Below are 20509 nucleotides of genomic sequence, written 5' to 3'. Positions count from 1 at the left end.
GAGACAGGCCGTGGAGGCCGGGCGTGACCCGGACGGCCGGCGCGGGCGGCTCGCTGCCACCGCGGCAGGGGCGCCCGGGGCTTCGTAGCGGGCCCTACCCCCGCCCCACCACCACCCCCGCCCGGTCGACGCAGATCACGTCCACCTCCACCGGCGCGCCCCGCAGGACGGACAGCGCCTCGTCGCGGGCCCGGGCGGCCACCAGGTCGCCGAGCGGGACCCCCGCCGCCTCGCAGAGGCGCAGGGCCTCCAGGCCCGTGTTGGCGGTGGCGATGCGGGCGGCCAGCTCCTCCCTCGCGCCGCCCGTCCGGGCCAGGGCGGCCAGGAAGGGCTTGTCGACCTGGGAGCGGGCCGAGTGGAGGTCCAGGTGGCCCGCCGCCAGCTTGGAGAGCTTGGCGAAGCCGCCGCAGATCGTGAGGCGGGCGACCGGGTGGCGGCGTACGTATTTCAGCACCGCGCCCGCGAAGTCCCCCATGTCCAGCAGCGCGATGTCCGGCAGGCCGTACTCGGACACCACCGTCTTCTCCGACGTCGAGCCCGTGCAGCCCGCCACATGGGTCAGGCCCGCCGCCCTCGCCACGTCCACGCCCCGGCGGATCGAGTCGATCCACGCCGAGCAGGAGTAGGGGACGACGACTCCCGTGGTGCCCAGGATCGACAGGCCGCCCAGGATGCCGAGGCGTCCGTTCCACGTCGAGCGGGCGATCTCCTCGCCGTGGTCGACCGAGACCGTGATCTCCACGTCCCCCGTCCCGCCGTGCTCCGCCGCCACCCGCTCCACGTGCTCGCGCATCAGCCGGCGCGGGACCGGGTTCACCGCGGGCTCGCCGACCTCCAGGGGCAGGCCGGGGAGGGTGACCGTGCCCACGCCCTGGCCCGCCCGGAACACCACGCCGGAGCCCGGCGGCAGTCTCCGTACGGTCGACCGGACCAGCGCCCCGTGCGTCACGTCCGGGTCGTCGCCCGCGTCCTTCACCACTCCGGCCATCGCCACCCCCTCACCCGGCCCGGCGGTCAGTTCCTCCACCGCCAGCGCGAACGCCGGTGTCTGGCCCTTCGGCAGGGTGATGGTCACCGGGTCCGGGAAGTCGCCGGTCAGCAGCGCCGTGTACGCGGCCGTCGTCGCCGCCGTCGCGCAGGCCCCGGTCGTCCAGCCGGGGCGCAGGCCGGTGTGTTTGAGTTGGGCACTGCGACCGCCCCGCGCCTCAGCGTTCAAGAGAAGAGTCCGTTCCGATGCCTGTGCAGCCTGTGCACGTTCTTGTCCTGGGGGGTACGACCGAGGCGCGCCGGCTGGCCGAGCACCTGGTCGCCCATGACCCGGGGGTCCGGGTCACCACCTCGCTCGCCGGGCGCGTCTCCGCTCCCCGGCTGCCGCCCGGTGACGTGCGCGTCGGCGGGTTCGGGGGGCCCGAGGGGCTCGCCGCCTGGGTAAGTGAACACGGTGTGGACGCCCTCGTCGATGCCACCCACCCCTTCGCCGCGACCATGAGCCGGAACGCGGCCGAGGCCGCCGCACAGGCCCATGTTCCTCTCCTCGCCCTCCGCCGGCCCGGCTGGGTCGCCCAGGACGGCGACCGCTGGCACGCCGTCGGGTCGCTCACCGAGGCCGCCGAGCTGCTGCCCGCACTCGGCGAGCGGGTCTTCCTCACCACCGGGCGGACGGGGCTCGCCGCCTTCGCCGACCTGTCCGACCTGTGGTTCCTCGTGCGGTCCGTCGATGCTCCCGAGCCGCCCTGCCCGGCCCGGACGGAGGTCCTCCTCGACCGGGGGCCGTTCGACCTCCGGGGCGAGCGGGAGCTGCTCCGCCGTCATCGCGTCGATGTGCTCGTCACCAAGGACAGCGGCGGGGACGCCACCGCCCCCAAGCTCACCGCCGCCCGTGAAGCCGGGATTCCCGTCGTCGTCGTCCGGCGGCCACCGGTACCGGAAGGGGTGCCGGTGGCCCGTACGCCCGACGAGGCCGTGCGGTGGGTACGCCGGCTCTACGCGGAGGGCTCCGGCGCCTCCGGGTAGCGGCGGGGCGTCCACACGATGCCCTGTCCGGCCCCGGAACCGCCCCTGCGCACCCACCGGGTCTGCGACGAGCCCACGATCAGCAGCGTCCGCATGTCCACCTCCGCCGGGTCCAGGTCCGCCAGCCGTACCGTCCGCACGCTCTCCGCCGGACCGCCCACGTCACGGCCCAGCACCACCGGGGTGTCCGGCGAGCGGTACTCCAGGAGCAGGTCGCGGGCCTTGCCCACCTGCCATGTACGGGACTTGGAGCCCGGGTTGTACAGGGCCAGCACCAGGTCGGCCGAGGCTGCCGCGCGCAGGCGCTCCGCGATGACCTCCCACGGCTTGAGCCGGTCCGAGAGGGAGATCGTGGCGTAGTCGTGGCCCAGCGGCGCACCCGCGCGGGCCGCCGCCGCGTTGGCCGCGGTGACCCCGGGCAGGACCCGTACGGGGATGTCCGCGTACGCGTCCTGCGAGGCCACCTCCAGGACCGCCGTCGCCATCGCGAAGACCCCGGGGTCGCCGCCGGAGACCACCGCGACGCGGTGGCCCCGCCGGGCCAGGTCCAGGGCGAACTCGGCGCGCTCCGACTCCACCTTGTTGTCCGAGCCGTGCCGCGCCTGGCCGGGGCGGACCGGCACCCGGTCCAGGTAGGTCGTGTAGCCGACCACGTCGTCGGCGGCGGCGAGCGCCCCGCGCGTCTCGGGCGTCAGCCACAGCGGGCCCGCCGGGCCGGTGCCGACCACCACGACCTCGCCGCCGGTCCGTCCGGAAGGGCGCGGCGCGTCCACGCGGCTCGGCAGGACCGCGACCGAGAAGTACGGGACGGACGCCGGGTCGATGTCCGCCAGGTCGCCCGTGCGCTCCCCGGCCATCGTGGCCCGCTCCACGTACCGCGCCTCCGCCAGCCGCCCCGACGCCTCGAACGCCCCGCGCACCGCCGGGAACGTACGCCCCAGCTTCATCACCACGGCCGTGTCCGTGGCGGCGAGACGGGCCGTCAGCTCCTCCTCCGGCAGCGTGCCGGGCAGGATCGTGAGGATCTCCTCGCCCTCGACGAGAGGGGTGCCGAGCCGGGCCGCCGCCGCGCTGACGGACGTCACGCCCGGGACGACCTCGGTCACGTACCGGTCGGCCAGGCGCTTGTGCATGTGCATGTACGAGCCGTAGAACATCGGGTCGCCCTCGGCGAGCACCGCGACGGTCAGGCCCGCGTCCAGATGCGCCGCGAGACGGGCCGCGGCCTTCTCGTAGAACTCCTCCAACGCGCCCCGGTAGCCACCCGGGTGGTCCGTGGTCTCCGTCGTGACGGGGTAGACCAGGGCCTCCTCGATGTGGTCGGGCCGCAGGTGCGCCGCCGCGATGGACCGGGCGATCGAGCGGCCGTGCCGGGCGCTGTGGTACGCGACGACGTCGGCCTCGCCGATGGCCTGGACGGCCCGCAGGGTCATCAGGTTCGGGTCGCCGGGGCCGAGCCCGACGCCGTAGAGCCGGCCGGTGCCGACACCGCCGCTCTTGATCCCGTTCACTGGAGAGGTCACTACTCTTCCTCGCTCGCGATGGCGTTGAGCGCCGCCGCCGCTATCGCACTGCCGCCGCGCCGGCCGCGCACGATCAGGTGCTCCAGGCCCGAAGCGTGCTCGGCCAGGGCCTCCTTGGACTCGGCCGCGCCGATGAAGCCGACCGGGACGCCGATGACGGCGGCCGGGCGCGGGGCGCCCTCCTCGATCATCTCCAGCAGGCGGAACAGGGCGGTCGGGGCGTTGCCGACCGCGACCACCGCCCCCTCCATCCGGTCCCGCCACAGCTCCAGGGCCGCCGCGCTGCGCGTGGTCCCCATCTTCGCGGCCAGCTCCGGCACGGACGGGTCGGACAGCGTGCACACCACGTCGTTGTCGGCGGGCAGCCGCTTGCGGGTGACCCCGCTGGCCACCATCGCCACGTCGCAGAGGATCGGCGCCCCGGAGCGCAGGGCCGCGCGGGCGTCGGCCACGGCGTTCGGTGAGAAGGCGAGGTCAGTCACGAGGTCGACCATGCCGCAGGCGTGGATCATCCGGACGGCGACCTGGCTCACGTCGGCGGGCAGCCCGGCCAGATCCGCCTCCGCGCGGATGGTGGCGAAGGACTGGCGGTAGATCGCCGGTCCGTCCTTCTCGTACTGGTGCACAGTGCTGTCGCTTTCTTCTGCCGGTTGGGGAGGGAGGGGAAGCTGGGGGAGCGAGCTCAGGAGCGGGCCTCGGCCACCGCCGCGGCGAGTGCCGCCGGGTCGTCCCGGACCGCCGGCCGGGGGTCACGGTGTTCGCCCCGTACGTGCGAGATCCGGTGTCCGTCGGGCGTGACGACCACGTCGATCCACTCACCGTGGGGGTGGCCGCAGCGGCGTTCGCACCCGGACCAGTACACAGGGAGCCGCCCGACGGGTCCGACAGCGGCCCCCGCTTCGGCCCGCACGTCGGACAGCGACTTCGCGCAGCCGGGGTGGCCGATGCAAGCGCCGACGCCGGTCCACGGGGAGTCCGGGCCGGTGATCAGCCCGGCCGCCGCCAGGGCGTCGAGGGCCTCGGCGGCGTGCTCGGACCGCCTTGTCCGCCCGGTCTGCCCTGACTGCCCGGTCTGCCCGAAGGGGCCGGGGACGACGATCCCGCGCCACGGGGTGAGCCGCAGCTCGTTCCCGTACCGCCGGGCCGTTTCGGTGAGCAGCCGCCACTGGGCGGGGGCGAGCCGGCCCAGCGGTACGCCGACGCTGATCGCCGCCACGGTCGTGCCGTTGTCCGGCGCGGTGACGAGGCCCGGGGCCGGAGCCTTCGCCGTACGCGGACGGGGGCGGTGGACAGCGGAGCCCGCCGCCGCCCCGGTGGTGCGGACCAGCGTGGCGCGCACGTCGTCGGGCAGGTCCTTCACACGCCACGCGCCGGAGTCCCGGGCGGCGCGCAGGAACGTCTCGGCGGCCAGCAGCGCTGCGCGCGGGCCGTCCGCCGCGGGCAGGCGGAACACCTCGTCGGCGGCCCCGACCCTCAGGAGGCAGTCGCCGCCCTCCGCGATCAGGGTCACGTCCGCGCCCAGCGCGTCCGTGTCGCCGCGGCCGGAGTCCAGGGCGAAGAGGAAGCGGCCGGAGAGCGTGGCGGCGGCGGCCGATCCGCACACCAGGCCGTCCAGCTCGGACAACCAGCCGCTGACCGAGGGCGATCCGTCGAGTCCGGCGAGCGGCGAGGCCACGATGTTGCGGGCCCGCTCGTGTGCGGCGGACGGCAGCAGCCCGGCGGCGCCGAGCAGGTCGGCCGGCCCGCCGCCGCACTCCGCGTCGAGCCCGCGCAGCTGTACGTTGCCCCGCGAGGTGAGATGCAGCTCACCGTCCCCGAACCGGCCGGCCACCGCGAGCAGCGCGTCCGCCCGGTCCGGGCTCAGCACCCCGCCGGGGACGCGCACCCGGGCCAGCGCACCGTCGTCGGCCCGGTGCAGCCGCAGCGTCCCCGGGCAGGCGTCGCCGCCGTCGCGGGGGGATGCGCCGCCCGAGGAAAGGGGCGAGGGGGCGGAATCGGGCATGGCGGCGAGCATACCGACCGGGCCGGTCCCGTCGACGGGCTCGCTCCTGTGACCTGTGGGACAGGAAGCAGACCGGCCCGCGGGACGGGAGGCAGGCGGTCCGGGGACAGTGAGGTGCGGAGAGCCGCCGCGCTCCGGCCCAGTGATCACCACCGCACCCCCGCCCCCTGCCCCATCCCGCCCCCGCCGCTTAGGATGCAGGCGGTGGTCCGTTCAGGCCGCCATCGCCAGACGGCGACAGGGGAGGAAGCCCGGTGAGATTCCGGCGCGGTCCCGCCACTGTGAGCACGGCCGCCACCACCGGCCGGGCGAGTCAGGAACTCCCTTCCCCGAGCGCCCGGTTTCCGAGCCGGACGTGGGGAGACCCTCCGACACCGCCCGGGGCGTGGACACCCCGAGGAAGGCCTGACGCAGCATGATCCTGCTCCTGTCGACGTCCGACACCGACCTCCTGAGCGCCCGCGCTTCCGAGGGACCCGTCAGCTACCGGTACGCCAACCCCTCCCGCGTCTCCCTCGACGGACTCCCGGACCTGCTGGACGGCGTCGACCTCGTCGTCGTGCGTCTCCTCGGCGGGGTACGGGCCTGGCAGGAGGGCCTGGACGCGGTGCTGGCCACCGGCCGCCCCGTCGTCGTGCTGACCGGTGAGCAGGCCCCCGACGCCCAGTTGATGGCCGCCTCCACCGTCCCGATCGGCATCGCGGCCGAGGCGCACGCCTACCTCGCGCACGGCGGGCCCGCCAACCTGGAGCAGCTCGCCCGGTTCCTCTCCGACACCGTGCTGCTGACCGGCCACGGCTTCGATCCGCCCGCCCCGGCGCCCGCGTGGGGCCCGCTGGAGCGGGAGGCCCGCGAGGTGGCCGAGGGGGCGCCGACGGTCGCCGTTCTCTACTACCGCGCCCACCACATGAGCGGGAACACCGCGTTCATCGACGCGCTGTGCACCGCCGTCGAGGACGCCGGCGCCCGGCCGCTCCCGCTGTACGTCGCCTCCCTCCGTACGCCCGAGGCCGAGCTGATCGACGCGCTCCGCGCCGCCGACGCCATCGTGACCACCGTCCTCGCGGCGGGCGGCACCAAGCCCGCCGAGGCCTCCGCCGGCGGGGACGACGAGTCGTGGGACGCGGGCGCGCTGACCGGGCTGGACGTGCCGGTCCTCCAGGCGCTCTGCCTCACCAGCCCGCGCAGCGCCTGGGAGGAGAACGACGAGGGCGTCTCCCCGCTGGACGCGGCCACCCAGATCGCGGTGCCGGAGTTCGACGGCCGGCTGATCACCGTCCCCTTCTCCTTCAAGGAGATCGACGAGGACGGACTCCCGGCGTACGTCGCCGACGCCGAGCGCGCGGCCCGGGTCGCCGGGATCGCCGTACGGCACGCGAAGCTGCGGCACATCCCGAACGCCGAGAAGCGCATCGCGCTCGTGCTGTCCGCCTACCCGACCAAGCACTCCCGGATCGGTAACGCGGTCGGGCTGGACACGCCCGCCAGCGCCGTGGCGCTGCTGCGGCGGCTGCGCGCCGAGGGGTACGACTTCGGTCCGGAGGGCGACATCCCGGGGCTGGTCTCCGGCGACGGCGACGAGCTGATCTACGCGCTGATCGAGGCGGGCGGCCACGACCAGGAGTGGCTGACCGAGGAGCAGTTGGCCAGGAACCCGGTCCGTATCCCGGCCGCCGACTACCGCCGCTGGTTCGCCACGCTCCCCGAGGAACTGCGCCTCGCGGTCGAGCGGCACTGGGGTCCGGCGCCCGGCGAGATGTTCGTGGACCGGTCCGCCAACCCGGAGGGCGACATCGTCCTCGCGGCCCTGCGGCGCGGCAACCTCCTCATCCTCATCCAGCCGCCGCGCGGCTTCGGCGAGAACCCGATCGCGATCTACCACGACCCCGATCTGCCGCCCTCGCACCACTACCTGGCCGCCTACCGCTGGATCGCCGCCTCCGCCGACGACAACGGCTTCGGCGCCGACGCGATGATCCACCTCGGCAAGCACGGGAACCTGGAGTGGCTGCCCGGCAAGAACGCGGGCCTCTCCGCCGCCTGCGGTCCGGACGCGGCCCTCGGCGACCTCCCTCTCGTCTACCCGTTCCTGGTCAACGACCCGGGCGAGGGCACGCAGGCCAAGCGCCGCGTCCACGCCACGCTGATCGACCACCTCGTGCCGCCGATGGCCCGTGCCGACAGCTACGGCGACATCGCACGGCTGGAGCAACTCCTCGACGAGCACGCCCAGATCGCCGCCATGGACCCGGCGAAGCTGCCCGCGATCCGCGCGCAGATCTGGACGCTGATCCAGGCCGCGAAGCTCGACCACGACCTCGGCCTGGAGGACCGGCCGGAGGACGAGGGCTTCGACGACTTCATCATGCATCTCGACGGCTGGCTCTGCGAGATCAAGGACGTCCAGATCCGCGACGGCCTGCACGTGCTGGGCAACCCGCCCGCCGGGAACGACCGGGTCAACCTGGTCCTCGCCGTGCTCCGCGCCCGCCAGATCTGGGGCGGCACGGCATCCCTCCCGGGGCTCCGCGAGGCGCTCGGGCTCGACGAGTCGGCCGCCACCCGCACCGCCGCCGACACGATCGAGGAGCAGGCCCGCGCGCTCGTCCAGGCGATGGACGACGCCGACTGGGACCCGGCCGCCGTGGCGTCCGTCGCCGCCGGGCTGCCGGACGCGGTCGCCGACATCCTCACCTTCGCCGCCACCGAGGTCGTCCCGCGCATGGCGGCCACGACCGACGAACTCACCCACGCCGTCCACGCGTTGAACGGCGGCTTCGTCCCCGCCGGGCCGTCCGGGTCGCCGCTGCGCGGGCTCGTCAACGTGCTGCCGACCGGGCGTAACTTCTACTCCGTCGACCCCAAGGCCGTCCCCTCCAAGCTGGCCTGGGAGACCGGTCAGGCGCTGGCCGACTCGCTCCTCACCCGCTACCGCACCGACAACGGCGACTGGCCCACCTCCGTCGGCCTCTCCCTCTGGGGCACCAGCGCGATGCGCACGGCGGGCGACGACATCGCCGAAGCCTTCGCGCTCCTCGGCATCCGCCCCGTCTGGGACGACGCCTCGCGCCGCGTGACCGGCCTGGAGCCCATCCCGTACGAGGAGCTGGGCCGTCCCCGTATCGACGTGACGCTGCGCATCTCGGGCTTCTTCCGCGACGCGTTCCCGCACACGGTCGGGCTGCTCGACGACGCCGTACGGCTGGCCGCCTCACTGGACGAGCCCGCCGAGCACAACTACGTACGGGCGCACACCCAGGCCGATCTGGCGGAGCACGGCGACGAACGCCGCGCCACCACCCGGATCTTCGGCTCCCGCCCCGGCACCTACGGTGCGGGCCTCCTCCAGCTCATCGACTCCCGCGACTGGCGCACCGACGCCGACCTCGCCGAGGTCTACACGGTCTGGGGCGGCTACGCCTACGGCCGCGAGCTGGACGGCCGCCCGGCCCGCGAGGAGATGGAGAGCGCCTACAAGCGCATCGAGGTCGCCGCGAAGAACACCGACACCCGCGAGCACGACATCGCGGACTCCGACGACTACTTCCAGTACCACGGCGGCATGGTGGCCACCGTGCGCGCGCTCAAGGGCAAGGCCCCCGAGGCGTACATCGGGGACTCCACCCGCCCCGAGACCGTCCGCACCCGCACGCTGGTCGAGGAGACGTCCCGCGTCTTCCGCGCCCGGGTCGTCAACCCGAAGTGGATCGAGGCGATGCGCCGCCACGGCTACAAGGGCGCGTTCGAGCTGGCGGCCACCGTCGACTACCTCTTCGGGTACGACGCCACGACCGGCGTCGTCGCCGACTGGATGTACGACAAGCTCACCGAGACGTACGTCCTGGACCCGGAGAACCGGCAGTTCCTCCAGGAGGCCAACCCCTGGGCCCTGCACGGCATCGCCGAACGCCTCCTGGAGGCCGAGTCGCGCGGTATGTGGGCCAAGCCCGACCCGGCGGTGCTGGACGCGCTGCGCCAGGTGTACCTGGAGACGGAGGGGAACCTGGAGGGCGAGGACTGATCTCGTCGTATTTCTTCCGCCGCCCCCTGCCCCGGATCGCCCCCGAACGGCACAATCACGGTCATGGGGACAACAGGGCAGGGGCAGGCGCAGCAGGACGCCGCTGAGGTCAACGCGCAGGCTGTGCACGGCCGTTCGGTCCTGGGCGGGATTTTCGCCGGGCTGCGTCTGACGGTCACCTCGGGAGTGACCGGGGCGGCGGTCGCGGCCGTCGTGGTCGGCGTGATCCTGGAGCGGGCCCCGGTCTTCCTCTCCGGCGGCGGAGTCCTGGTCCTCCTCATCCTGATCGGCCTCGTCGCCGGGCGCCGGCCCCCGGGACCCGTCGAGCCGCCGGTCACCAGAACCGCCCTCGCCCGGATCGAGGACCTGCGGGCGACGAGCGGCGAAATGGCCGACGTACCGGTGGACTTCCGGCTGACCGTGGCGCCGGAGCCGGAGGACGGCCGGCCGGCGTACCGCGTGAACACCACCCAGCACATCAACCTGGTCGACATCCCTGTCTACCGGCCGCGCGGCATCGCCGTCGTGGAGTACCGCCCGGACGAGCCCTGGGAGGTGCGGATCGTCACCCGCCCGACCCCGGAGTGGAGCCGCCGGGCCGAGCAGGCGGAGATCGACTCCGCGCCCGAGTCCACGCTGGTGGAGAAGCCGGGGCTGAGCGAGGGCTCCTGGTGCCTGCTGGTGCTCTTCACCTTCCTGGCGGGTGCGGCGCTGGTGGTGCTCCTCTTCCGGGGCGAGCTGTTCACGTCCGACGACGACACGGGGCCCTCGTCGAAGCAGCCCTCCGCCACGTCGTCCTCGTCCTCCTCCCGGACGTTCACCACGTCCACCACGGTCTCCGGACCCTCCTCCTCGCTGCTGGTCCTCGGGCGGATGCGGGCGACGGCCACGGATCTGGAGGCCCGCGCGGGCACCTCGGAGGTCACCGCGATCACCATCGAGGAACGCCACATGAGGATCCGTGGCGACGCCGCCCGCCCGGCCGCCGAGACGATGCACGTCCAGATGCTCCCGTACGAACTGTTCCCCACGCTGGTCCACGAGGCCCGCACGACCCTGGGCGTACGCGAACCGAAGAGCTGGCGCATCGACGTGACGCCCGGCGGAGGCACGGGAGAGGGCCCCCGGGTCCGGGTCACGGTGAGCGGTGAGGAGGGCACCGCCCACCTGGACGCGGACGCGACGGCCCGGGTCGTGGACCGGCGGCCGGTGGGGGAAGCGGCGAAAGCGGGCTGAGGCGGGGCCGCCGGGCGTGCACCCGTCTCCACATTTCACGCGCACCTGGTTTGGTACGTTGCCGCGGGTGACTGCCGAACAAGGGGGACATGCTCGTGGCATGGGATGAGTGGGAGCGGCTGAAGCAGGACGCGTCCCAGCGCCAGGACGTCGGGATGAGGCTCAACCAGCACCCGGCGGGTGACGGGTCCGGTCCGGCCACGAGCGGCGTCACCGGCGGGGTGAAGTCCACCAAGAAGGCGTGGAACGACGCCGGCGCGGGCGTCGGGTCGCTGCGGGAGGGCATCGACCAGGCCGTGGGCAAGCTGCGGGACGGGCAGAAGGGCCTCGGCGCGGGAGAGGGCTGCCTGACCGCGGGGGCGCAGACCTCCGTGCACGCCTCGTGGGACCGCTACGTCAAGGCGCTCGGCAAACGCTGCGACAGCGTCAAGGGCGTCCTGGAGAAGACCGGGCACGACCTGCTGCTGACCGACGAGGCCGTGCAGGCGGAGCTGAACAGCATCAAGACCGCGCACGCCGACACCCCCGCCGTCGGCGGCCGGAACGCGGAGCGGTGACGGGCCGGTGAACCTCACGACGCTCAAGGAGCTCAAGCCGTCCGAGTGGGAGGAGGCGGCCGACGGATACCGCTCCACCGGTGACATGGCGGCCAAGGCCAAGGACCACCTGGAGAACGTCGTCACCGCCGGGATCCGCAAGTCCCTGCGGGGCGACGCCGCCGACGCGGCCGTCGCGGAGCTGAAGCGGGTCGCGGCCAACTTCCACTACACCCAGGTCCAGTGCGGCCTGCTGAGCGCCGCCCTGAACGGGTTCGCGTACGACATGGACGCGGCCCGCAAGAAGCTCCTGTCGGCGCTCGACGACGCGGCGGCCCGGAATTTCCCGGTCGGCCCCGACGGGAGCGTCAGCTACCCGGAGGCCCAGCCGAGGAACGGCGTCGAGCTGCCGCCCAAGGGCGGTTCCGCGAACGGGGCGACCGACCCCACCGCGCAGGCGGTCGGCCGCCAGGCGGCGAACATCAACCCCAACCCGCACGCCGCGGCCGCCCAGGAGATCGCCGACCGGATCGCCGGGGCGCTCAAGGACGCCACGGAGGCGGACGGGAAGTGGGCGCCCAAGGTCCGTGCGCTGACGGCGGACGACGACCTCACCGTCTCGGACGCCGACTGGAAGGACGCGCGGTCCGACATGGAGGGCGTGCGGGACGCGGGCCAGGCGTACCTGGACGCGATCGGCGGGCCGCCGAAGGACGGGACCCCGAAGGCGAACGCCGCGTGGTGGGCGGGCCTCACCCCGGAGGAGCGGGAGACCTACCTGTCGCTCGAACCCGCGCTGGTGGGCAGGCTCGACGGCCTGCCCTCCGACATCAGGGACGAGGCGAACCGGGTCGTGCTCGACGAGACGCAGGCCGCCCAGCAGCTTCAGCTGAACAGCATCCCGGGGCCCCCCGCCAACGAGTGGACCTGGATCACCGCGGGCCGCTACCCGTCGAAGGTCCACACCGACGAGTGGATGGCCTGGGACAGGAAGTACGGGGACCAGTACCGGCAGCTGGAGACGTCGCTCAAGGGCATGAACTCCCTGCGGACCCGGTTCGACCAGACCGGCGAGCGGGGGCTCCCGGAGGCGTACCTGCTGGGGTTCAGCGCCGAGGGCAACGGCCGGGCCATCGTGGCCACCGGCAATCCGGACACGGCCGAGCACCAGGCGGTGTACGTCCCCGGCACGACGGCGAACCTCGGCAAGGTCGAGGGGGACATCGACCGGATGACGCAGCTGTGGCGCCAGACCCAGGAGGCGGCACCGGGAGCGAACGTCTCCACCATCACCTGGCTCGGCTACGACGCCCCGCAGGACGTCGTGAAGGACGCGCCCTTCGAGCACTACGCCTACGACGGGGCCCCTGCCTACCGGCAGTTCATGGACGGCCTGGAAGCCTCGCACAGTGGCCCCGGCGAACCGCACCGCACGGCCGTCGGGCACTCGTACGGCACCACCCTGATCGGCGCGGCGGCGGAGAAGGGCGACCTCAATGCCGACGATGTGATCTTCGCGGGCAGCCCGGGCGTCAAGGTCGGGTCCGCGGAGGAGATGGACGTCCCGAAGGGCCACGTGTGGAACCAGGAGGCGGACGGCGACGCGGTCCCCGACATCGGCCGCTGGGGCCACGGCGGCAGCCAGTGGAGTCTGGGCGGCGGCGTCTTCCTCATCCCCAGCGACGAGGCCTTCGGCGCCAACCAGATGAACACCGACGCCGAGGGCGGCGGGGGGCCGGGCGGCACCAAGGGGGTGGAAGGGCACAGCGGCTACTGGGACGAGTCCTCGACGGCGCTGAAGAACCAGGCGCTCGTCGTCGTCGGCGAATACGGTGACGTCACCGAGCCCGAGTGATCTGCCACTGCCCGAGTGACCTGCCACCGACCCCGGGCGACCGGCACCGAACCCGCCGAACACCGCCGCGCACCGAACACCGTCGCGCATCCGTACGCGTCCCCGCATCCGACCGAGGATCTCCGTTGTTCCGACCTCCGCGCACCACCGGGTCCGCCCCCACCGGGCGCCACGCCCCCGCGCACCGCTCCCTCCGGGGCCGTGTTCCCACCGCCCTCGTCCTGACCGCTCTTCTCCTCAGTGGATGTGGCATGAACGACTCCAACAGCCCCAGCTCGCCCGGCGAGGGATCCGCCGGGGCCGACGACGCCTCCTCCGGCGTGCCGTACGCCGGCATCGCCACGACCGACGAGGCGGCGGACGCCCTCGAAGCCGTCTCCAGCACGATCTACCAGTACGCCGGAGTACCCGGTAAGGCGTCCGAGCCGGGCCCCGGGGTCAGGGAGTGCGAGGGGAAGGATCCGGAGCGGTTCTTCCGCGTGTTCCACCCGTGGAACTTCCAGCCCGGCTCCGCCGCCGACTCCGACGTGGCGATGGAGAACCTCAAGAAGAAGCTGAACACCGGTGGCTGGGTGCTGAAGAGGGAGTACCGGGACAACAGCAAGAACGAGAACCTCAACCTGGTCGCGGACAACGAGGCCAAGAAGGTCAGCGTCTGGATCGTCCAGTACCGCGACCGGGCGAAGCCCAGCCTGGGGATCACGACGACGTCCGGGTGCTACGAGGTGCCCGAGGGCGCGAAGGTGGAGAAGTTCTGAAGCGGCGGTGACTCGTGCGGTCCGGTCCGGTCCGGGACCGCCGCCCGGCCGCCCCGCCGGGAAAACGGCTGGCTCGCCCCGCCCGCACCCCGCAGAGTGACGGTATGACGCTGCCCGATCGCGTGTTCCTGCCCGGACTCGACCTGTCCCGGATCCTCTACGAGGAGGCCGTGCGGCCGGTTCTCGACACGGAGTACCCCGGCCTGCGGTACGCCGCCGCCCGGATCGGCTCCGGCTCCGAGGTGCTCGGCTTCGACACCGCCCGGTCGGCGGACCACGACTGGGGCCCGCGCCTGGACCTGTTCCTGGAACCGGCCGATGCCGCCGCGCACGGGGAGCGGCTGCACCACCTGCTCGCCGAGCGGCTGCCCAAGCAGGTGCGCGGCTGGCCGACGCACTTCCGGCACGCCGATCCGGACGGCCCGGTCGGGCACATGGAGCTGACCGACGGCCCGGTCCACCACCGCGTCCTCGTCGCCGACGTCGGCGGGTGGCTGCACGATCGGCTCGGCCTCCGTCCCGGCCCCGGCGGGGAGCCACCGGCCCCGGCGGTCCGCGACTGGCTCGCCATGCCGCAGCAGAGGCTGGCGGAGACCACGGGCGGCGCGGTGTTCCACGACGGCGTCGGCACGCTGACCCGGGCGCGGCAGGAGCTGGACTGGTATCCGGAAGAGGTGTGGCGCTACCTGCTGGCCTGCCAGTGGCAGCGGATCTCCCAGGAGGAGGCGTTCGTCGGACGCTGCGCCGAGGTGGGGGACGAGCTGGGGTCCGCCGTGGTCGCGGGGCGGCTCGTGCGCGACCTGATGCGCCTGTGCCTGCTCCTCGCGCGGGAGTACGCGCCGTACGGCAAGTGGCTGGGGAGCGCCTTCGCCCGGCTGCCCGGGGCCGACGCGCTGCTGCCCGTTCTGCGGGGAGCCGTCACGGCCACGGACCACCCGGCGCGTGAACGGCACCTCTGCGACGCGTACGAGGCCGTGGCCGCGGTGCAGAACCGTTCGGGCCTCGTGGAGGCGGTGGACCCCGGGCGGCGGCCGTACCACAGCCGCCCGTTCCAGGTGCTGCACGCCGAGCGCTTCGCCCACGCCCTGGCCCGGAGCATCACCGACCCGGAACTGCGGTCCCTGCCGCTGACCGGGAGCGTGGACCAGTGGGCGGACAGCACGGACTTCACCGGACGGCAGGGGGCCGTGCGGGCCGCGGTCGACGCGCTCGGCGGCTGACGGGCCCCCGCCACCGGTCGGCGGTCAGCTGAGAAGGATCATCAGGAGGATGCCGATGATGGCCGCTCCGACGATCCCGGCGAAGGTGGGCACGAACCAGTCCTGGTAGAGGAGACCTTGCGGCCGGGAGTCTCCGTCCTGCGGCGCAGGCGCAGGCGCGGGACGGGTCGGTGTCGGTGTCGGCGCTTTCCGCGGTGGGGGCGCGGCGGTCGGCGCCGCGGCGTACGAGGGCGGGAGGGGCGCCGGCGGCTTGGCGGGGGCCGGCACGCCGGCGGGCGGCACGGGTTCCTGGGTCCGTGCCGGTGCCGGTGCGGACGCAGGTACGGGAACGGGCGCGGGGCGGGCGAGAAGGTCCGCCACGATCTGCTGCCACACCTGCGGGGGAAGGTCGGGGGCCCGGCCGCCCGGGGGCGTGACCAGGATGCGCCGCAGCCACTCCATGCCGGTGTCGCGACCGTCCTTGAGGACGATGTTGAACAGTGGCCGGAGATCGGGGGCCCGGTGGGGGTCCCGTACGAGCGGGGCGACGGCCCAGGAGAAGAGATCGGCCGCACGCTCCCGCATCTCCGGGACGGACGGACTGTCCGCCTCGGACCGGCCGGGTCTGAAGTAAAGGTTGTGCCGCAGCACTTCGGTGCAGAGCGCGTGTGCGGTCGCTTCGTCCCGGGACCGCTGTCGCTCCGCGTGGGCCAGTTCGGCCAGGACGAGATCGCGGGAGGCCCACGGCAGTCCGTCGGCGCGCAGGAGGGTCAGCAGCGCGGTGTCCCGGAGGTCCCGGAGCCTGGCGGCGAGCCGTGCGGACTGAGCGGTGTCCACACGCTGGTGGACCAGCAACTCCTCTTGCAGACGACGGCGTTCCTGCTCGTGGCGCGCCTCCCGGTCCTGGCGCGCGTACCGGTCCTCCTGCGGTTCGCGGCGCGCGTACCGGTCCATCTCCCGGGACCCCGTCGCGTGTTGCTCCTCCCGCCGGGGTTCGATCGCGTACCGGTCCTCCTGCCGGTCCTCGCGTCCGTACCGGTCCTCCTGCCGTACGCGGCGGTGGCGGCCCTCCTCCTCCGGGGCCGAAGCCGGGGTTGGGGCCGGTGCCGGGGCGTGGCGGGCGTTCAGCATGCGACGCAGGGCCTCGCGACGCTCCTGGCGGGACAGGCGGGCCCCGGAGAGGAGTTCACCGGTCAGATGGGGCACGCCCGGAGCCGCGTCGGGGCGGTCGAGCACGTACTCGACCATCTCCTTCGCCGCGGCCATCTCCACGTCCCCCTCGGCGGGCAGCCGCAGCCGGACGCGGGCCAGCGACCGGGCGCCCGCCGCCTGGGAGGACCACCCGGGCACGCAGGTCAGGCGCAACGCGTGCGTGTCCACCGTGTCGTACGTGGCGTAGCTCCACTCCGTGCCGAACCAGTCGCCGAACACCGACAGCAGCCCCAGGTAGAGCAGGGGTGCCCTGTTCCGGCGTGGCCAGCCGGGCAGTTCGTTCTCCTCGGCGAGGAGCGAGAGCCGCCGGGAGGGGTCGCGCAGCCACTCGGCGGTCACCACCATCAACGGCTTCTTCACCGTGGGGAGCCCGTCGACCATCTCGCGCAGCCGCTCGGCCGCCGTCGCCCGCAGCCGGGCCGCGTCCAGCGTCGGCAGGCTCCCGCCGGCGGTCTCGGCGACGGCTTGTTCGCTCCAGGCGCTGCCGCCGAGACCCAGGCAGCGCTGCGGCGTCAGGGTGTCCGCGTCGCCGAACACCGCGTGGCAGGCCGTGCTGGGCCGGCCGCCCCGGTCCAGGGTGGGCCACCGCTGGAGGAGCACGGTCCCGCCGGCCCGGGAGGGGACGCGGACGCTGCTCGCGCGGGGCGCCGGGCCGGGGCCCGGGACCCAGAGCAGCGGGCCCAGTTCGCGGCGGAGTGACTCCGCGCGCTCGGCGGAGCAGGAGTGCGCCACCGCCGCCATCCCCGTACTGGAGCGGCCCTGGTTTCCGTCCCAGCGGAAGACCACCTGGTCGAGCCGGCCGCCCGGGCCGCTCTCCTCGCGCCGATCGAGGGCGTCGTTCACTGGGTTTCCCTTCCCGCGCCGAATGATGCGGCGCCCCCGGGCGCCTCGATGATCCCGTGCATCGCCAGCAGCGACACCAGGGGTTCCAGCACCCGGCGCGGCCCCGCGCCCGCCGGGTAGCGGCCCTGACTCTCCTGGCCCCCGGTGGCGGACGCGATGTGCAGGGTGCAGCGGCGGAACGCGTCGAAGGGCCGCAGCCAGGCCTGTCCGGCGTGTTGCCGCAGCAGCGCGTAGACGTCCCCGCTCTCCTCCCGGAACTGGTCCGGGCCGATCGCGGCGGGTGGCCCCTCGCCCAGCCAGCGGTCGACCGGCGGCTGGAACCGGAGCAGGTCGGACTTGCCGAGCACCATCGCCGCCGGGGTCTCCAGATAGGGGCCCCTGCGCGGCAGCCGGTCGAGGACGGTGCCGAACGCCGCGTCACCGTCCCGGTCCACCTCGGTGCCCCAGCGTTCGCGCACCTCGTCGAGCTGGGGCAGCGGCAGCGCGAGCGCCGGGTCGACGACGAAGACCAGGGCGTCGATGCCGAGCAGGAAGCGCAGCGCCCCGTCCGTGCGGACGAGGTCCTCACCGCCGAGGTCGAAGAAGGCGACCGGGCGCACCCGCCCGCGCGCGTCGGTGAGCAGCAGCGACTCGACGAACCGCGCGAAGCCGTCCAGGCCGACCCCGCTCGTGTGGTCGAGTACCTTGCCGCTGCGCAGCGGCTGCACCCGCTCCCGGACGAAGCGGGCGTGCTGTTCCGGGTTGACGGACTGCCAGCCCACCCCGTACCGGTCCAGGCCGCCGTCGGTGATCTCGGCGATCATCTGGGTCAGCAGGTGGCTCTTCCCGGTGCTGGACTGGCCGATCATGGCGACCGTCAGCGGGCGGCCATGGGTGAGGTAGGGCACCGGGATGTGGTGCTCGGGGAAGTCCGGGTCGGCCGTGCACTGCTGGACCGCGCCCCGCATCACGTCCTCGCGCCGTACCGGGTTGCCGATACGGGAGAGGTCCAGGGGCCGGTACTGCATCTGGTCGTCCGTCACGAAGAGTCTGTTCAGGTCGAGTTGGATGCCCTCCAGGCAGTACGGGCAGAGCACCTCCCCGGGAGCCCGGTCCTCGGGCGTCCCGTCCGCCGGGTCCTCCGCGGGAGCGGGCGCCCGCCGCTTGGCGTCCAGGGCCCGGTCGAACGCCTCCTGGTGCGGGCGGGAGCCGTCCGGCAGGGCCGCGGGCCCCAGCCGCCGCGCCTCCTCGGGGGCCAGCAGCTCCAACAGGGCCGCGGGCGTGGGGCGTCCGGCCGCCGTGGGGGCGAACGCGCGGGGCAGTGTCCCGGCGAGCACCCGGTGCCGGTCGAGGTCGGCGGGGGCCCGGTCGGCGGGGCCCGGCCGGCCGGTCACGAGCTGGTAGAGCACCTGGGCGGCGCTCCACACCGCGTCCCGGGAGTCGACGAGGCCCTCGCCCCGGTGCTGCTCGGGCGAGGCGAACGGGGCCCGGCCCCACGGCGTCCGGGGCCGCCCGGCGCGGTCGACGCTCTCCAGACCCCAGAACTGCACCGATGTCCCGTCCCAGAACACGGTCGCGGGCGAGATCCCGCGCGCCACGAGACCCTGGCCGTCCAGCAGGCACAGCGCCAGCGTCAGGTCCCGGGCGAACACCCGCTGGTCGCTCGCCGACATCACGTGGGTCCGCCCGACGGGGATGCCGCGCGGGGCGGCGTACAGCAGGAACGGCTCGGCGGTGTCCAGCTCGTAGCCGATGACGGTGGGGAACAGATACGCGTGCGGGGTGTTCTCCAGGGTCCGGTCGAGGCGCAGGGCGGTGCCCGCCTCGGTGTCCAGCAGGGCGCGGGCCGCCGGGTTGGCGGCGTCGGCCGCCGACAGGAACACCTGGACGCACCGCTGCCCCCGGTCGTCGAGCAGCCCGTTGCGGATGCGCTGGGGCAGCGCCGGGTCCCGCCGTGAGTCCGGTCCGAAGCGGGCCGGGGCGGTGCGCCGACGCCCGGTGGGGTCGGCGAAGACGAGGTGGGGGCGCGGGGCCCCCGGTGACGCGGGACTGCCCAGCGGGGTGGTGCTCACCACCGGTCGTCCTCCCTGAACTCGGCGTGGACGGAGGGCTCGGCGCGGTCGGCGCCGGTCCGGGGACCGCCGCCGGTGCTCTGCCGGGGCAGGACCGTGTCGACCACGCCCATCCGCAGCGGGGTGAGCCGGATCAGCCCCGCGTACCGGCCGGAGGAGGTCCACAGGGCCTCCTCGGCCGGCGGCGAACCGCTCTTGCGCCAGGCGGCCTCGATCTCGCCCTGGAGGGTGCCCGGGGCGAACCGGATCCACAGGGCGGCCTCCGGGTCGCGGCTGAGGAGGGCACCCTGTTCCGGCGAGGACAGCTGGACGACGGCCCCCCGGTCCGCCTCCCGGCCCACCAGCTCGGCGACCCGCAGCGAATCGGTGCCCAGCAGCCCGGCGGCCGTGGTGCGGGCCCGGTGGTCGGCCGGGTACGGCGGCGGGGCCAGCACCCCGTAGCGCCACAGGTGGTGGCGGGCGGCGGACAGCAGTTCGCGGACCCGCTCCTCGGTCCGCGAGAGCGCGAGCGCCCCGGCCTGACCGCGTTCGACGGCGCCCCAGTAGGGGGCCATGGCGGCCATCGCGGTGTTGCGGAGGTCCCCGGCGAGGGTGGCGACCAGGTCCGGTCCGCCCTCGCCGATCTCCCGGTCGAGCCAGCGGGGCGCGCGGTCGCTCTCGCCGCTCCCCCACGGGGCGTCGTCAGGTCCGGCGGGATACGGGGCCGGGGAAGGCGCGCCGTACGGCCCGGGGGCTCCGCCGTCCCGGTCGTCGTACGGGTCGCTGTCCCGGTCGGCCTCGGGATCGCCGTTCCGGTCCCGGGTGTTGTCCCAGGCGTAGGCGGCGGCCCAGTCGCCGTCGTCCGCGCCCCCGTCGGCGGCCTCGGGCTCCGGGGTCTCCAGCGCGGAGGGCCCGTCGAGCCAGTCGATGTCCTCGTACGGGCCGGAACCGCCCGCCCCGGCCGGGGCGAGGGGCTCCGGTGCGGCCTGGGCGTCGGCGGCGGCCGCGGTCGCCCTCAGCATCCCGGCCACCGAACGCGCGGCGTCCGCGCAGTACAGCCGCTCCTCTGCCGCCCAGTGCTCGCGGACCAGCTCCGCCAGCAGGGCGTCGAGCCCGTCCAGGGCGGTGCGCAGCGCCGTCGTGCCGCGCCCGGCGGCCCAGGAGTCGGCGTCGTCCCGCCAGAGCCTGCGGACCGCCTCGGCGGTGAGGCCGAGGCCGACCAGCAGCCCGGTCCCGCCGAGCCAGAGCGGCGGGTCGGCGGCGTACGCGACCGCCGCCCCC

The 20509-nt window shown here is 74.4% G+C and carries 13 protein-coding genes, 1 pseudogene and 1 riboswitch; of the genes and pseudogenes, 7 read left to right on the top strand and 7 right to left on the bottom strand.

Annotation, left to right across the window (positions count from 1 at the left end; genetic code table 11):
• Nucleotides 1-94: 94 nt before the first annotated feature.
• On the bottom strand, nt 95-1216 hold the full coding sequence (locus CR470_RS22820; RefSeq protein ID WP_097869415.1) for a cobalt-precorrin-5B (C(1))-methyltransferase: 1122 nt from the start codon (nt 1214-1216) through the stop codon (nt 95-97).
• Between the two features lie 17 nt (nt 1217-1233).
• Between CR470_RS22820 and CR470_RS22815 the strand changes: the two genes are divergently transcribed.
• A complete protein-coding gene (locus CR470_RS22815; protein ID WP_097869414.1) occupies nt 1234-2013 on the top strand; it encodes a cobalt-precorrin-6A reductase in 780 nt (259 codons plus the stop codon).
• On the opposite strand, the gene CR470_RS22810 is transcribed toward CR470_RS22815, so the two are convergent.
• Genes CR470_RS22810 through CR470_RS22800 form a run of 3 tightly spaced genes read right to left on the bottom strand, consistent with a single transcriptional unit; the run spans nt 1983 to nt 5550 of the window.
• A complete protein-coding gene (locus tag CR470_RS22810; RefSeq protein WP_257138878.1) occupies nt 1983-3536 on the bottom strand; it encodes a precorrin-2 C(20)-methyltransferase in 1554 nt (517 codons plus the stop codon). The two genes, CR470_RS22815 and CR470_RS22810, sit on opposite strands and share 31 nt — an antisense overlap.
• The gene (locus tag CR470_RS22805) at nt 3536-4162 is read right to left on the bottom strand and encodes a precorrin-8X methylmutase (protein WP_097869413.1); all 627 of its coding nucleotides are present in this window, start codon (nt 4160-4162) and stop codon (nt 3536-3538) included. Before CR470_RS22805 ends, CR470_RS22810 begins: the two co-directional genes overlap by 1 nt.
• Before the next feature lie 56 nt (nt 4163-4218).
• A complete protein-coding gene (locus CR470_RS22800; RefSeq protein WP_097869412.1) occupies nt 4219-5550 on the bottom strand; it encodes a cobalamin biosynthesis protein CobG in 1332 nt (443 codons plus the stop codon).
• 231 nt (nt 5551-5781) lie between these two features.
• Nucleotides 5782-5861: riboswitch (cobalamin riboswitch) on the top strand.
• Between the two features lie 92 nt (nt 5862-5953).
• On the opposite strand from CR470_RS22800, the gene cobN reads away from it, so the two are divergent.
• The 6 genes from cobN to CR470_RS22770 all read left to right on the top strand — a co-directional run bounded on the left by cobN (nt 5954) and on the right by CR470_RS22770 (nt 15164).
• Nucleotides 5954-9559, top strand: coding sequence for a cobaltochelatase subunit CobN (gene cobN / locus CR470_RS22795; RefSeq protein ID WP_097869411.1), 3606 nt, complete (start codon nt 5954-5956; stop codon nt 9557-9559).
• Nucleotides 9560-9622: 63 nt separating this feature from the next.
• Entirely contained in the window at nt 9623-10795 is a 1173-nt protein-coding gene (locus CR470_RS22790; RefSeq protein ID WP_097869410.1) for a hypothetical protein, read from the top strand.
• Between the two features lie 95 nt (nt 10796-10890).
• Nucleotides 10891-11352 (top strand): hypothetical protein, encoded by a 462-nt coding sequence (locus CR470_RS22785; RefSeq protein WP_097869416.1) that lies wholly within the window; start codon nt 10891-10893, stop codon nt 11350-11352.
• A gap of 7 nt (nt 11353-11359) precedes the next feature.
• Nucleotides 11360-13186: an alpha/beta hydrolase gene (locus CR470_RS22780; protein ID WP_097869409.1), complete on the top strand. Its 1827-nt coding sequence runs from the start codon at nt 11360-11362 to the stop codon at nt 13184-13186.
• A gap of 251 nt (nt 13187-13437) precedes the next feature.
• Entirely contained in the window at nt 13438-13944 is a 507-nt protein-coding gene (locus tag CR470_RS22775) for a hypothetical protein (protein WP_097869408.1), read from the top strand.
• A gap of 104 nt (nt 13945-14048) precedes the next feature.
• A complete protein-coding gene (locus CR470_RS22770) occupies nt 14049-15164 on the top strand; it encodes a DUF4037 domain-containing protein (RefSeq protein WP_097869407.1) in 1116 nt (371 codons plus the stop codon).
• Nucleotides 15165-15188: 24 nt separating this feature from the next.
• On the opposite strand, the gene CR470_RS22765 is transcribed toward CR470_RS22770, so the two are convergent.
• The 3 genes and pseudogenes from CR470_RS22765 to CR470_RS22755 all read right to left on the bottom strand — a co-directional run.
• Nucleotides 15189-17198 carry a hypothetical protein gene (locus CR470_RS22765; RefSeq protein ID WP_097869406.1) on the bottom strand — a complete coding sequence of 670 codons (2010 nt, stop codon included), beginning with the start codon at nt 17196-17198 and terminating at the stop codon, nt 15189-15191.
• A complete protein-coding gene (locus CR470_RS22760; protein WP_257138879.1) occupies nt 17195-19249 on the bottom strand; it encodes a hypothetical protein in 2055 nt (684 codons plus the stop codon). The genes CR470_RS22765 and CR470_RS22760 overlap by 4 nt, the downstream gene beginning before the upstream one ends.
• A pseudogene (locus tag CR470_RS22755) lies at nt 19246-20509 on the bottom strand (hypothetical protein); the annotation flags it as partial. The gene CR470_RS22760 and the pseudogene CR470_RS22755, both read right to left, overlap by 4 nt.

It is taken from the genome of Streptomyces sp. rh34 (genome assembly GCF_002551245.1).
Taxonomy (GTDB): Bacteria; Actinomycetota; Actinomycetes; order Streptomycetales; family Streptomycetaceae; genus Streptomyces.
This window is presented reverse-complemented; position numbering and strand designations above follow the sequence as displayed.

Bases quoted from the DNA above. Each gene is read 5' to 3' on its own strand.
- CR470_RS22790 (WP_097869410.1), top strand. From the start codon at position 9,623: ATGGGGACAACAGGGCAGGGGCAGGCGCAGCAGGACGCCGCTGAGGTC.
- cobN (WP_097869411.1), top strand. From the start codon at position 5,954: ATGATCCTGCTCCTGTCGACGTCCGACACCGACCTCCTGAGCGCCCGC.
- CR470_RS22775 (WP_097869408.1), top strand. From the start codon at position 13,438: ATGAACGACTCCAACAGCCCCAGCTCGCCCGGCGAGGGATCCGCCGGG.
- CR470_RS22800 (WP_097869412.1), bottom strand. From the start codon at position 5,550: ATGCTCGCCGCCATGCCCGATTCCGCCCCCTCGCCCCTTTCCTCGGGC.
- CR470_RS22815 (WP_097869414.1), top strand. From the start codon at position 1,234: ATGCCTGTGCAGCCTGTGCACGTTCTTGTCCTGGGGGGTACGACCGAG.
- CR470_RS22770 (WP_097869407.1), top strand. From the start codon at position 14,049: ATGACGCTGCCCGATCGCGTGTTCCTGCCCGGACTCGACCTGTCCCGG.